General features: G+C 38.7%; 10 protein-coding genes. 1 reads left to right on the top strand and 9 read right to left on the bottom strand.

The features are described from left to right. Positions 1–277: 277 nt before the first annotated feature. A complete protein-coding gene (locus tag WFK35_RS05295) occupies positions 278–2,653 on the bottom strand; it encodes a glycoside hydrolase family 127 protein (protein ID WP_336731700.1) in 2,376 nt (791 codons plus the stop codon). Between the two features lie 542 nt (positions 2,654–3,195). On the opposite strand from WFK35_RS05295, the gene WFK35_RS05290 reads away from it, so the two are divergent. Next, positions 3,196–3,882 carry an NUDIX hydrolase gene (locus WFK35_RS05290; RefSeq protein ID WP_336731698.1) on the top strand — a complete coding sequence of 229 codons (687 nt, stop codon included), beginning with the start codon at positions 3,196–3,198 and terminating at the stop codon, positions 3,880–3,882. Between the two features lie 5 nt (positions 3,883–3,887). On the opposite strand, the gene WFK35_RS05285 is transcribed toward WFK35_RS05290, so the two are convergent. The 8 genes from WFK35_RS05285 to WFK35_RS05250 all read right to left on the bottom strand — a co-directional run bounded on the left by WFK35_RS05285 (position 3,888) and on the right by WFK35_RS05250 (position 14,473). Continuing rightward, positions 3,888–4,241, bottom strand: coding sequence for a DUF4260 domain-containing protein (locus tag WFK35_RS05285; protein WP_336731695.1), 354 nt, complete (start codon positions 4,239–4,241; stop codon positions 3,888–3,890). Positions 4,242–4,299: 58 nt separating this feature from the next. Beyond that, positions 4,300–4,881 (bottom strand): Crp/Fnr family transcriptional regulator, encoded by a 582-nt coding sequence (locus tag WFK35_RS05280; protein WP_336731694.1) that lies wholly within the window; start codon positions 4,879–4,881, stop codon positions 4,300–4,302. Between the two features lie 83 nt (positions 4,882–4,964). After that, positions 4,965–6,692, bottom strand: coding sequence for a sodium:solute symporter family transporter (locus tag WFK35_RS05275; RefSeq protein WP_336731693.1), 1,728 nt, complete (start codon positions 6,690–6,692; stop codon positions 4,965–4,967). Between the two features lie 3 nt (positions 6,693–6,695). Next, positions 6,696–7,856 carry an aldose epimerase family protein gene (locus WFK35_RS05270; RefSeq protein WP_336731692.1) on the bottom strand — a complete coding sequence of 387 codons (1,161 nt, stop codon included), beginning with the start codon at positions 7,854–7,856 and terminating at the stop codon, positions 6,696–6,698. Positions 7,857–7,876: 20 nt separating this feature from the next. Beyond that, complete coding sequence (gene araA / locus WFK35_RS05265; RefSeq protein ID WP_336731691.1) at positions 7,877–9,373, bottom strand: L-arabinose isomerase; 1,497 nt, start codon at positions 9,371–9,373, stop codon at positions 7,877–7,879. A gap of 174 nt (positions 9,374–9,547) precedes the next feature. After that, positions 9,548–10,246 (bottom strand): L-ribulose-5-phosphate 4-epimerase, encoded by a 699-nt coding sequence (locus WFK35_RS05260; protein WP_336731690.1) that lies wholly within the window; start codon positions 10,244–10,246, stop codon positions 9,548–9,550. A gap of 328 nt (positions 10,247–10,574) precedes the next feature. Next, on the bottom strand, positions 10,575–12,272 hold the full coding sequence (locus WFK35_RS05255) for a ribulokinase (RefSeq protein ID WP_336731688.1): 1,698 nt from the start codon (positions 12,270–12,272) through the stop codon (positions 10,575–10,577). Between the two features lie 218 nt (positions 12,273–12,490). Further along, positions 12,491–14,473 carry an alpha-L-arabinofuranosidase C-terminal domain-containing protein gene (locus WFK35_RS05250; protein WP_336731687.1) on the bottom strand — a complete coding sequence of 661 codons (1,983 nt, stop codon included), beginning with the start codon at positions 14,471–14,473 and terminating at the stop codon, positions 12,491–12,493. Between the last annotated feature and the right edge of the window lie 68 nt (positions 14,474–14,541).

Raw genomic sequence — 14,541 nt, 5'->3', positions numbered from 1 at the left:
AAATATTCAGTTTTTGATTTCTCTGCAACACCATTCCGTCTGAAACTAAGTTGGGAAGCGTAACCTTTGCCTGAAAAAGCATATTGCAGAATATGCAAAGCATTAAGGTAATCGTTCTGGTAATATTTTTATGGTTCATAATTTTTTATACTTTAAACGCTAATTGCAAATTTGTTCTTTTTTAGATTGAACTCCTACGGAGTTCTGTTTTCTTCGGTCAATTGTATTTCTACACAGATATTGCTCCTTTGGAGCAGATTTAATTCTGCAGTTGTTTTTAGTTTTTATCCGGCGTTTGATTCAGTAATCTTACTTCGATGATTTTCGGCGTTAATGATTTTTCACCCGAATTAAACTTGATGTTCAAAATTTCTTTACGGATTTCAGATTCAGGAATCGGAATGAGTAAAGTTTGTGGAGAACCGCCCATTTTTCCTTCGAAATTTTTAGAATACGTTTTGATTCCGTTAATTTCTGCATTCAACGTACGGTTATTATTGGCGTCAAAGTACGTGATGTAAAGAAATTTTGCATTCTTCTCCTTGTTTTTCATCTGATAACTGAACCAACCTTTTGCCTCACGGAAATGGCGGTCTTCCATATATCCGGTGTTGGAATCTTTGCTGTCGAAAAAGTGGTCAGATTCCGGCTGTTGCTCGCCGAGTTGGATTTTATCGGTCGTAATATTATCCTGTTTTCGAATTTCCGCTTCTTCTTTAGCTTTCTGTTTCTGAATCATTTCGATTTTATCCTGGGTTGCCTGTGGAAAATAAATGATGTAACGTTCTTCCTGAATCTGGTAAAACGGAACAAGCTCCAATCCGTTACTGAATTTATTCTGAGGATAAAGTCCGCTAATCTTAAATTTTAAATCTTTCTCATTAACAGGCTGAAGATGATTCAAAACCGTTGCTGAAGATCCTAAAATTGCAGGAATGTCGTTTAGAGGAATCTGCGGTCCGTGTGCAATATGTCCGCCGCGGCTGTCGTCGGCAAAGAGCCCTGTCTGATTTTCTTTGCCATATTTTGCTGCCAGAACAATGGGTCCGTATCTGAATGCATAATAATCGGAATTGTCCGGAAGCTGTTCTGCAGACAAATGCATTGGCATTTTCATCTCAATCACATCGTCTTTTTTCCATTTTCTTTTAATATTGATATAACCTTCGGAATCTACAGAAGTACTGATCTTTTTAGAATTCACGGAAACTGTTATCTGTGAGACATCCGTCCATTCAGGTGCTCTTAATTTTAAATTGACTTCAGTTTTTGGAGCAAGATCAAAGATCAATTTTGTGGAAGGTTCCTGCGGAAAATTATTTTCCTGTCTTATGACCATTTTTTTTTCTGACCATTTTAAAACAGACGGAATAAAAAGATTCACGTACAAATCGCTATCAGAATGTGCATAAATCATTTCACCATATTTGGCGTGATTTTCCATTCCCGAACCTACGCAGCACCAGAAACTGGTTTGCGGCTGGGAATATACTCTGTAATGACCGGGACGCATTGGCGTAAAGTACACAAAACCTCCTTTACCAGAATTTTGGGTGGAAAGTATGTGATTGTATAAAGCTCTTTCGTAATAATCCAGATATGATGATTTCGGATTGGTGGCAAAAAGCTCTTTGGTCAGCTTCAGCATGTTGTACGTATTACAGGTTTCGGGACCTTCAATACTTTTAATCATCCCGCTGAAATCTCCGGTAGGATTGAAATGTTCGCTTACACTGTTTCCGCCGATAATGGCTGAACGTTTTTGGGTAACATTAGTCCAGAAAAAATCTGCGGCACTCCTCCACTCTTTATTATGCTCCAGATCTGCAATTCTCTTGAAACCGATTACTTTCGGGATCTGCGTATTGGCGTGAATTCCCGTCAGTTTATCTTCGTGAATCAATAATGGATTTAAAATCGCCTGATGTGAGAATCGGTGTGCTAACTTAAGATATTTTTCATTTTTGGTAATATCGTAAACATCGGCAAACACTTCGTTCAAACCGCCGTGCTCACTTTTCAGCATCTCCTGAATCTGCTCATCGGAAAGTTTGGAAACTTCATCTGCCATCCAGTTGGTAAGCTTAATGAGCATTTTTTTTGCTTTTTCGCTGTCTGCATACCAATACGCATCCCGCAAACCGGAATATATTTTGTGAATATTATATAAAGGAACCCAACGGTCGTTCAGTCCGAAAGCAGATGCACGAATATTGCCGTCCGAGATTTCTTTCCAGATTTTTTTGCCATCCGGAATGCCGGAAATGTAACCGTTTCCTGAAAGATTCTGGCAACGTTCCAACTCGTCGATCATATAATCCAGTCGCTGTTTTACTTTTGCATCGCCTGTAGAAGCATACATTAAAGCCAAAGCAGAAATGTAATGTCCGCCAATATGACCATCCAATCCTGTATTTTCCCAGTTAGGATAATTCTGTTTTTTAGGATTAAGTCCTGCCTCTTTTAAATAGGGAGCCAACAAACGGTCGGCATCCATCGACATTATGTAATTTTTATCCGTCTGCATTGCCCTGCTGAAAATACTTTCAGACAAAGCGACTTTGTTCAGCGGAAAATAGCCGACTGTTTTGTTCACCTGCCCAAAAGCAAATGTGCTTAAACCTAAAAATACTATCAGCGATTTTTTATTCATTAATAAATGTCTATTCAACATTTCTAAAAATAAAAGAAAGAATCAATATGACAAAGAATTTTGCAGAATGAGCCACTGAAATCAAAAAAAAGTCTATTTTAAAGTCTTAGAAAAAAACTAAAAACAACAGGAGCTTATCATAAAAATTAAGATTATGAAAAATAGCGATAATCAGAACCATACAGCGAAATTACGTGTATAAAAAATGAATACGGAATATACAGTATGAACGCTGATATTTTATATTAATAGCTTATCGTATTTTTAAGACTAAGCCCTGATATGAGTTTCAGGGTAAATTTAAAATGAAAGAAAAATTAATTTTAACATATTTTTAACATTAAGTTCATCTGTTTTTAATGTTTTAGATGAATAAAATGTAAGTTTCGAAGGTAGAAACTGCTCCCAAAATGACAAGGAAGATGATGGAATCCTGAGAAATTCAAAATAAAAAGTAAAATAAAGTGTGTAAAATACATTTATATTGATCCGACAGTAAAATCAAAGGCTAAAAGCATTAACTTTGCATAAAAATATAATCGATGACACAAGACTATTCTCATTTTCCGCGACATCTGGTAGCTGTAGACTGCATTATTTTCGGGTTCGACGGCGAAAATCTTAAAATTCTTCTGGTACAAAGGAATTTTGAGCCTAAAATGGGAGAATGGTCGTTAATGGGTGGATTTATAGGAGACGAAGAAACATCCGATGAAGCAGCGCAACGTGTTCTGAATACTCTCACAGGACTGGAAAATATTTATCTGGAACAGCTGAATTCTTATACGCGGATTGACCGTGAACCTACAGCAAGAATTATTTCAATTTCCTATTATGCGCTGATTAATATTGAAAAGAATATCCAGATCAATGAAAAATACAGCGCAAAATGGTTTGATCTTCAGGATTTTCCAAGTCTGATTTTTGACCATAACGAAATGGTAAAGGATGCCGTTCTGAGACTGCGCAGAAGAGCTTCCACAAGACCCATCGGTTTCGAGCTTCTGCCAGAAAAATTCACGATGAAAGATCTGCAGAATCTTTACGAGGCGATTTTTAATGAACAGTTCGACAAGCGGAACTTCATCAGCAAAATTAATGCGCTGGATATTCTTGTGAAAACGGAGGGTAAAGATATGACTTCTTCAAAAAAAGGGTCTTTTCTGTATCGTTTTGATGAAGAAAAATATCAGAAAAAGCTTGCGGAAGGGTTTATGTTTAAGATTTAAACGGTTTATTTCTTTCCTATTGAACCCAGATGGGTATGTTTGAAATCGTCTTCAAATTTCAATCCGTATCCGAAAATCCTGTCCATTGCAGAGTGTGCGAATAAAATAATTCCGGCAAATTCTACGATAGAAACTTTAAGCCAAAATCCGAGAATCAAAAAAAGGATTGCAAGCAGTTTATGATGAAAAAAATTGTAGATTCGGGCTCCGATTTTTGGATTGATTAAGTAGCCGACCATGGAAACATCCGGAAGCAAAAGGCAAAGCGGAAAAAGCCACCCCTGAAATTCTAACTGTGTAAACAGGAAAACGGCTAAACCAAATTGTCCCAATTCTTCGAGCTGCAAGAGATTTTTCATTGTCTGAGATTTATCTTACAAATGTCTGACAACAGAAAATAGGTTCTCTTGATAAAAATCAAGAATTTTCTGCCTGCCGTTTCCTGATTCTGCTGAACGTTTCGGGCGTCATTCCCAAAACCGAAGCAATATATTGCAGCGGAACTTGATGAAATAATTCTCTGTTCTGCTCAAAATACCGGTTGTACCTTTCTTCCGCTGTCATGGATAGATGAGAAAAAATCCGGTCTTCCATCATTCCAAAACACTTAATCATAAATCTTTTCTCAATTTCAGCCCATTTGGGGAATTCCCTGCACAGTTTTAAGTAATCTGTTTTAGAAATGGTAAGTAATTCAGCTTCGGTAAATGCCTGTATTGTCCATCGATTGTGCTGATTAAAGAAAAATCCCATCACATCGGTAACGAAAAAACCTTTTACGGAAAGCCACTGTGTAATCTCTTTTCCGTCTTCCGATAAAGCGAAAACACGCAAAATACCGGATTTCACCACGCTTAATCTGTTACAAATTTCGCCTGAACCTGTAAATATTTCATTTTTCGCTAATTGTTCTTTTCTGAAATAAGACTGAATAACAGAGAGTTCGTGAGCATTCAGCGGTCCAAAATATGTTTGTATCAATTCATTAAAATCTTCCATTGTTTTTTTATATACAGAATTAAAATTAAACAAAAACAGGACTCCAAAACGGAATCCTGCCTTTATTTTATCATGATTACATTTTACCAGAATCTCACATAAAGTGCAGTGAGCAGTAATAACGTTACAACGATTAAAACCAATGTTCTGTTGTCTACCCGAAACCTTGTTGCATCGATTGCGAATGCTTTCGGATTCACTTTCGGTCCTGCAAGACTGATGAGAACCATAGCTGCAATGGTGATCACGAAAGACCATCCCATATTAATTAAAAACGGAATTTCTGTAATGGTATGCACTACTCCGTTTTCCAGTTTTTCATAGGTGAAAGCAGTATATAACCAGGTTTCTTTCCCAAAAATATCGACTGCAAAACTGTTGAAGAAAATAGCCAGAACAAATCCTAAAATTACCCCCACCAGAGCTGCAGTTCCGGTCGTTCTTTTCCAGAACATCCCCAAAAGGAACATGGCAAAAACTCCCGGACTTATAAACCCTGTATATTTCTGAATGAAGGTAAATCCTCCTTCACCGCCGATTCCTAAAACATCGGTCCATGTAAATGCCAAAGCCACAAACATCGCGATGATAATCGCCCATCTTCCGGTTCTCACCATCTGAATTTCCGTTGCATCAGCTTTTAAATATTTCTTGTAAATGTCTAATGTAAAGATCGTTGAAATACTGTTTACTTTTCCTGCCAAAGAAGCAACGATTGCCGCCGTTAAAGCCGCTACAGCAAGACCTTTCAGACCAACCGGCAGAAATCCTAAGATTGCAGAATAAGCACCATCTTTTACGCCATTAAAGCCAGTTAAATGCCCTTTTGAATACAAAACGTATGCCGCAATTCCCGGAAGCATTACGATAATCGGCATAAATAATTTTAAGAATCCTGCGAATAAAATTCCGGTTCTTGCTGTTTTCAGATCAGCTCCCAACGCTCTTTGGGTGATGTATTGATTACAGCCCCAATAATTCAGGTTTACAATCCATTGTCCTGCGAAATACATCGCCAACCCCGGTAAAACCACATATTTCTGAACATCCAGATTTTCCGGCATTGCCAAAGTGGTGGTAGTCTTCACCGGCTTCTCAAGCATCAGTTTAAAGTGTTGCGGAGCTTCATTCATCAATGTTTGAAAACCTGTTAAAGCATTCCCGACTGCCGCCCCGTTGATTCTCTGATCAACAATCTGAAGTGCCATATAAACGGTGGCAAAACCTCCGATAATTAAAACCGCCACCTGAATTACATCTGTGTAACCGATTACCTTCATTCCGCCAAGACCAATTAATAATGCCATTAAAAGCAATCCGATCATGATGATGTGAAGATTGTCGCCTCCCAGCAATGTATCTATTGCCAAAGCACCTAAATAAAGGATGGAAGTTAAATTGACAATAACATATAAAAAGAGCCAGAACACAGCCATAATCAGGGAAACCGATTTGTTGTAACGGGTTTCCAGAAATTGTGGCATCGTGTAAATCTTGTTTTTAAGATAAATCGGAATGAACCATACTGCAATAATAATCAATGCAATTGCCGCAATCCATTCATAAGCAGCTACAGCAATTCCCACAAAAAATCCTTCACCGGACATCCCGATAAATTGTTCTGCAGAAATATTGGAAGCAATTAAACTCGCCCCAATCGCCCACCAAGTCAATGAACCTTCTGCCAGAAAATAGTCTTTACTTCCTGACGCCGCAGATTTTTTCTTTTTATAGATCCAGATTCCGTAGCCTGCAACCACCACAAAATAGATAAGAAATATGATGATATCAAGAGTTGCTAAATTTCCCATATTTTATTTTTTAACTGAGAATTTATAAATTGTTTTCGACTGATATTTCTGTCCCGGCTTGAGTTCTGTAGAAGGGAAAGAAGATTGGTTCGGCGAATCCGGAAAATGTTGAGTTTCTAAACAGAACCCCGTTCTGAATTCATTTTTCCCGCCAGTTTTGGTATCGAATTTTCCATCCAGAAAGTTTCCGGAATAAAACTGCACTCCCGGTTCATCGGTTAAAACTTCCATTACTCTGCCCGATTCGGAATGGTACACTTTGGCAATATTTCTCAGTCCGCTTCCGTTCAGAATCCAGTTATGATCGTAGCCTTTTCCTTTTTTCAGCTGGTCATCTTCTGTATTGATATCTTTTCCAATTGTTTTTGAAGCTTTGAAATCGAATGCACTTCCTTTTACAGTTTTTTGCTCACCTGTAGGAATCAGCGTTTCATTGACCGGTAAAAATTTATCGGCATTAATCTGCATTTCGTGGTCAAGAATTGTTTTTGAGAAATTTCCTGAAAGATTGAAATACGAATGCTGGGTAAGATTTACCACAGTCGGTTTGTCGGTTTCCGCTTCGTAAGAAATTTCCAGAGCGTTATCATCCGTTAAAGTATAGAATACCGTAGTCGTAAGTTTTCCCGGATATCCTTCTTCCCCATCTGCACTGCTATAAGTCAGTTTCAACGTTGGGAATTTGGCATCTTTTACGGGTTCAATATTCCAGAATTTAGTATGAAATCCTTCTTTTCCGCCATGAAGACTGTTGGATCCGTCATTTTTATCAATGTCGTAGGATTTGCCTTCCAAAGTGAATTTGGCATTGGCAATTCTGTTTCCGTAACGACCAATTAATGCTCCAAAATAATAAGGATTTCCATTAAAATAATCTTCCGGTTTTGTAAAACCCAAGACCACATCTTCATATTTTCCGCTTTTGTCCGGAGCCGTAAGTGAAGTGATGATTCCACCAAAGTTGATGACTTCCACTTTCATCCCGTTTTTATTAGTCAAAGTATATTTTTTAACAGAATCACCTTTTGACGTCACTCCATATTCTGAAATCTGTATATTTTCCATTGCCTGCTTTTGATTTTTTGATTGATTTTCTTTTTTATTGCACCCGAAAATACATAAAACGGCAAAAAGAATTATCAGGTTGATACTTATTTTTCTCATTTTTTATAATTTTTGCAAGTTTAGCGATAATATATTTCATTCCAGCGAAGGGTATTCTTAAAATCACGGATTTTTGTATTTTCATCAATCACTAATGATTCAATACCTGCGATCTCTGCAAAATCTTCCAACTGCTCTGAACTGATGTTTTCACTGTAGCAGGTATGATGGGCTCCACCCGCCAAAATCCAGGCTTCCGCGGCTGTGTACAAATCCGGAAGTGGTTTCCAGAGTACTCTCGCCACTGGAAGTTTCGGAAGTTCTTCGGTAATTTCCAAAGCTTTTGTTTTGTTGATTAATAGTCTGAAATGATTTCCGAAATCCATTAATGCTGCATTTAAAGAATCAATATTTCCTCTCGAATTGAAAACCAGACGAACCGGATCTGCTTTTCCGCCAATACCAAGCGGATGAATTTCACAAGAAGGTTTGTCAACCGCCAAAACGGGATCCACTTCCAGCATATGCGAACCCAGAACCGATGGACTGGAAGGATTTAAATGGTAGGTATAATCTTCCATAAAAGCATTTCCACCTTCCAGACCCTGTCCCATTGTTTTCATCGCACGAACCAAAGCGGCAGTCTTCCAATCGCCTTCTCCGGCGAATCCGTAACCTTTTTCCATTAATCTCTGAACGGCAATTCCCGGAAGCTGTTCCAATCCGTGAAGATCTTCGAAAGTATCCGAGAACCCTTTGAAATTTCCGTCTTTCAGGAATTTTTCCAAACCTAGCTCAATTCTGGCAGCAACTTCGAGGGATTTCCTGTTTACTCCTCCTGAGAGAAGGGATTCTGCCATTTTATATGAAGATTCATATTCTTCCATCAACGATTTGATTTCGCCTTCGCCAATTGAATTGACAACGCTTACCAAATCTCCGATTCCCCAAGTGTTTACGGAAAATCCAAACTTGGTTTCCGCTTCCACTTTATCGCCGTCTGTCACGGCAACATATCTCATATTGTCTCCGAAACGGGCAAATTTTGCACCTTGCCAATCGTCCCAGCCAGCAGCAACTCTACTCCATTCTCCGATTTGTTTCTGAACTCTTTCCTCTGCCCAATGTCCAACCACCACTTTCCTGTTTTTGCGGAGACGGCTTACCATGAATCCAAATTCCCTGTCGCCATGTGCTGCCTGATTAAGATTCATAAAATCCATATCCATCGTAGACCACGGAATATCCTGATTGAATTGCGTATGAAGATGCAGCATCGGCTTTTGCAAGGCAGTAAGACCACGAATCCACATTTTTGCAGGGGAAAATGTATGCATCCACGTTACGATTCCGATACAGTTTTTTGAAAAATTGGCAGCAGTTAATGTCTCGAAAATTTCTTCCGTAGTTTTTACGGTTGACTTTAAAACCACTTTCACAGGAATTTGTGACGAAGCATTGAAGGCTTCCACAATCTTCGCCGAATGTTCTGCTACCTGTGCTAATGTTTCAGGACCGTATAGATGCTGGCTTCCGGTGATGAACCAGATTTCTTTGGTATTGAGAGGTGTTAACATATTTGATGATTGATAAATGATGATTTATAATTGATATTTATTTTTCCATAGGTTTCACCTACGGTTATTTATATTGAATCCTTTGGATTTTGATGTTTTATCAAACCTTATAGGTTTTAAAAACCTATAAGGTTTATGACAGATATTAGTCTTAAATTAAACACAAACCGCCAGTTATTGACCGTAGTAAGCATTTTTACCATGTTTACGTTCGTAATGTTTTTTGATGAGTGAATCTTTTAAACGGGTTACGTTCGGATTGATTTGTCTGGTGAGATAAGCCATTTCGGCGATGGTTTCCAGAACTTTGCTGTTGTAAACAGCCTTTTCAGCATTTTTACCCCAGGTAAACGGTCCATGATTTCCGATGAGCACCATTTCTACTTCTTCATAAGACAGTTTTTTTTCTTTGAAACAATCTAAAATCTGGATTCCGGTATTGTATTCGTAGTTGCCTTCTATTAAATTGTCAAGCATTGGTGGCGCACAAGGAACATCCGTTGTAAGATGGTCTGCGTGCGTTGTCCCGAAAATCGGAATATCAAGCTGCGCCTGCGCCCAGGCTACAGAGTAGATGGCATGTGTATGGGAGATTCCACCAATGTTTTCCCAGTTTTTGTAGAGATAAGCGTGGGTTTTGGTATCGGAAGATGGTCTTAGATTTCCTTCAACGACGTTGGCATCATAATCTAAAATCACCATATCTTCAGGTTTTAAAAGTTCGTAAGGAACGCCGCTTGGTTTGATTGCAAAAATTCCTTTTTCGCGGTCAACGGCGCTTACGTTTCCGAATGTGTAGACCACCAATTTTAAGGCATCGAGCTGCATATTGGCTTCGTAACATTCTCTTTTTAATTCTTTATAGATGCTCATTTTTATTTATATATTTTTTTCAAATTCATAGGTTTCACCTACGGCTATTGATATTTAACCCCTCGGGTTTTATCATACGAATCAATCGCAGCCCGACCTGAGTGGAGCTCTTTTTGTGCAGCGAAGCGGAACAAAAAAGCGGGAACGGAGGGCGGATAAAGCTGCCATAATTATTTTAGTTGATAGTTTTGGGTTGATGGTTATTGGTTCTTTAATTAATGTAAATATTTAACAGTCGCCTCTACGAGGCTCTTTTTGTGATGATAATATTTACATATTTGCTATTAACAGGACGCTCCTAACAGAGTTTTTTAAACTTAATTAATTACTATAAACTGTCCGCCGTTAACTTTTTCCTAGATTTTATATTATTTTCGGTGAAATCTGCCAAAATCTGATAATGTTGCATCAGTTCTGCGTATTGTTCTACGTGTTCTTTCTGCGGGAAATATTCAGCTTCGAAATCGGAACCCATTTTCCGGCTTGCTTCCTGAACATTGGGATAAATTCCTGCTGCTACTGCTGCATAAATTGCCGCCCCTAAAGCCGGAGCCTGATCTGATGCAGCTACAACAATCGGCATATTCAGGACATTTGCCAGAGTCTGCATGATGAATGGTGATTTTCTGGCAACGCCACCAATTCCTATGACTTTATGGATTTTAATGCCTTCATCTTCAAAGCGGTCAACGATTTTTCTTGCTCCGAAACAGATCGCATTAACCAGTGCTTTGAAAATATGTGGTGCTTTTATTCCCAATGAAAGACCGCTGACTGCCATTTTCAGTTCCTGATTGGCATCGGGCGTTCTTCGTCCGTTAATCCAGTCCAACGCAATCGGAACGGTTTCCGAAAGTGGAATTTTTTCCGCCTCCAGAGTGAGATGGCGAATCATATTATTTTCTATTTCTTCTTTCAGCAACTTTTTTTGGTCTTCGTCAATCACATCGGAGCTCATCAGAATATTAATTGTGGGTTCTGTAAGAATATTTTTGTACCACGCCAAAACATCTCCAAATGCAGACTGTCCAGCTTCCAGCCCCATTAATCCCGGAATGACGGAACCATCGACCTGTCCGCAGATTCCTTTAACCGTTCTGTCGCCGATAATTTCGTTTGGAGCCACCATAATATCGCAGGTGGATGTCCCCATAATCCTGATTAATGTGTTCTCCTCAACTTTTGCACCGATTGCACCGGAATGCGCGTCGAAAGTGCCGACAGCAATTACAGTTTTAGTCGTTAATCCCAATTTTGCCGCCCATTCTTCGTTCAGATTTCCGGCAACTTCATCGGAAGTGTAGGTTTTATCATATAATCTGTCGCGAAGTTCTGCTAAAGATGAATCCAATTGATTAAGAAATTCTTTGGAAGGAAGCCCGTTCCACGACTCGTGCCACATTGCTTTGTGCCCGGCTGCACAGCGGCTTCTTTTGAATGTCGCCAGTTCCTGATGGTCAGAAAGTAAAAATGTGAGGTAATCACAATGTTCCATCCAGCTGTATGCTGCATTTTTTACGGCTTCATCTTCTCTGCTGATGTGGAGGATTTTTGCCCAAAACCATTCTGAGGAATAAATTCCGCCCTCAAATTTTGTATAATCTTCACCACCCCAGTTTTTTGCCAGATCATTGATTTCTTCTGCTTCCCGGATGGAAGTATGGTCTTTCCAAAGCACCATCATTGCATTCGGATTTTCTGAAAATTCGGGCAAAAGGGATAAAGCAATTCCATCTTTATTTACAGGAAGGGGTGAAGAACCCGTAGTATCAATACAAATACTGATAATATTTTCGGGCGCAACTCCACTTTCTTTCACGACATCGGAAACGGTTTTTTCCAGTCCTTCGATGTGATCCAGCGGATGCTGACGGAACTGATTTTCTTCCGGTCTGCAGAACTGTCCTTTTTTCCATCTTTGGTAATAGCTTACAGAGGTTGCCAGTTCGGCACCGTTTTCCGTATCAATCAAAACGGCACGAACGGAATCTGTTCCATAATCTAAACCGATAACATACTTTTTCATTAATGAAAGTGATTTATTTGATTATTGTTTTGGCTCTTTTTTAAAATAACGGATGTATTGGATTACATTATGCAAGGATTTCCCTTTAAGCTTTCATTTACCTTAACAAATTCTCCGGTTTTCTGTTGAAGAGATAAAACAAATATAAGATTCTATTTTAAATAAATGTAATATTTACACTTAATTTTAAATTTTCTTTTATTGATGGGGATTTGGAGCTATTTAAGCTTTAAAATCACGAGAGAATTTGCCGGAATTTCTACTGAAAATTTTCCCTTTTTAATGGTCTGCGTTTCTTCTTTGGGTGTGATGGTCTCCGTTTGGAAGTTATTTTCATCGGAAAGTCCTAATGAAGTCAGTAAGATTTTGGTGAGTTTACTGGCATGTTTAATGTTTTGGGGATTGATTTCAACTGACATTTTTTCATCATCCGTATTAACAATTTTAATGATTGTTTCATTTTTTTCAATGTCATGTACGGCGGATGCATAAAGATTGTTTTCGCCTTTTAACGACTTTCCGTTTTCAGTGATTTTAATTAAATCTGTTCCTTTGTTGTTAGAAAATAATTTCTGAACATAATAATTTGGAGTGGCGTAAGATTTTAAATTATTAAACCAAATCAAATCCGGTGTCCATTGCCAACCGTCTGCATGGGCGAAAAGCGGTGCGTAAGAAGTCATGGTTACAACATCTGCATTGCGTTCCAGCCCTATCATAAAAGCGGCTTCCGAAAGTGCGGTCAGCCAGTTGTTTTTATTGTCGGGCTTTACAACACCCACCGATTGTGCAGCGTATTCCCCCGCAAAAACTTTAGGTCCGGAACGGTCATATTCATCATATCTTCCGGCGTTTTTCATAAACCATTCCGGAGAATTATAATAATGTTCATCCACAACCTGTGCATTCAGTTTTTTAAGTTCTTTCCAGCCGTAATCGAAAAATTCGCCATCGGGGGAAGGTCCGCTTCCCGAAATAATTTTAATATCAGGATATTTGGTGTGAATTGCTTTTTCAAAAACTTTGTACCGTTCTATATAATCTGCTCCCCACTGTTCGTTTCCAACGCCGATGAATTTCATGTTAAAAGGTTTCGGATGTCCCATTTCAGTTCTGATTTTCCCCCATTTTGTAGAGGAATCTCCGTTGGCGAATTCAATTAAATCCAAGGCATCCTGAACATAAGGATCTAAATCTTCCACTTTTACGAGTTCGGCTGTGTTGAACTGGCATGCCATTCCGCAACTCAGAATCGGAAGCGGTTCTGCACCCAAATCTTCCGCCAGCTGGAAATATTCAAAAAAGCCAAGACCGAAAGACTGCCAGTAATCCGGAGTAAGACGGTGTGGAAATCCATTATTCCATTTATTGATAAGGTTTTCCCTGTCTTGTACCCTGCCAATCGTCTTTTTCCACTGGTACCTTTCTGCCAAGGTTCTTCCTTCAACAATACATCCGCCGGGAAACCGTAAAAAGCCGGGTTGTAAATCATATAATTTCTGAACCAAATCCTTTCGTAAACCGCCTTTTCTTCCTTTCCATGTGTCTTGCGGAAACAGTGAAATCATATCCATATTGACCACGCCTTTTCCTGTGAAAGTGATTTGAAGTTTAGCCTTTTCAATGGTTTTGGAAGGTATAAAAACAGTGCTGTATTTTTGCCATCCTCCTCCTTTGATTATGGAAGAGGCAGAAGAAATCACCATTCCGTTTTCATCAATAATTTTTGTATTGACGGCAGAAATATTTCCTGATACATTTTCCAGATTAAAACTAAAATCATATTTTTCACCCTGATGAAGTCCGATTCCCCGGAAACCTTCGTTTTCCAGTGAATAGTTTTTATCATTCCAAACCGTTATTCTTGCGTAGTTTTTATTGGTTTTAGACTTATCAGTTATAATCGTCAGAAAGCCGGAATCTAAATTGGGAGACAATGTTTTTGTATTGGGTTGTTTCCAGCCTGTCAAAGGCTCATCAAATTCGAAACTGCGGTTTTTGATGAGTTCTGCGTACAATCCGCCGTCTGCTGCAAAGTTAATGTCTTCGAAGAAAATTCCGTACATCGTGGGCTGGATTTTGATGTTGGTGGATGTTCCGTCTAAATCGAGGAAGTGCTTTTTGATATTTCCGTTCTGCGCTGAAAAAAACGCTGCACTTAGTGAAATAGCCGCTGTGAATATTTTGGCTTTCGTTTTCATTTTTTGACTTGAAAAATTGAATTTTTTACTGATAAACCTTATAGATTTTAAAAACCTATAAGATTTCG

The organism is Chryseobacterium sp. VD8 (assembly GCF_037149975.1).
GTDB classification, from domain to species: Bacteria; Bacteroidota; Bacteroidia; order Flavobacteriales; family Weeksellaceae; genus Chryseobacterium; species Chryseobacterium indicum.
The sequence above is the reverse complement of the archived record's forward strand: the minus strand, read 5'-3'. Positions and strand labels throughout refer to the sequence as shown.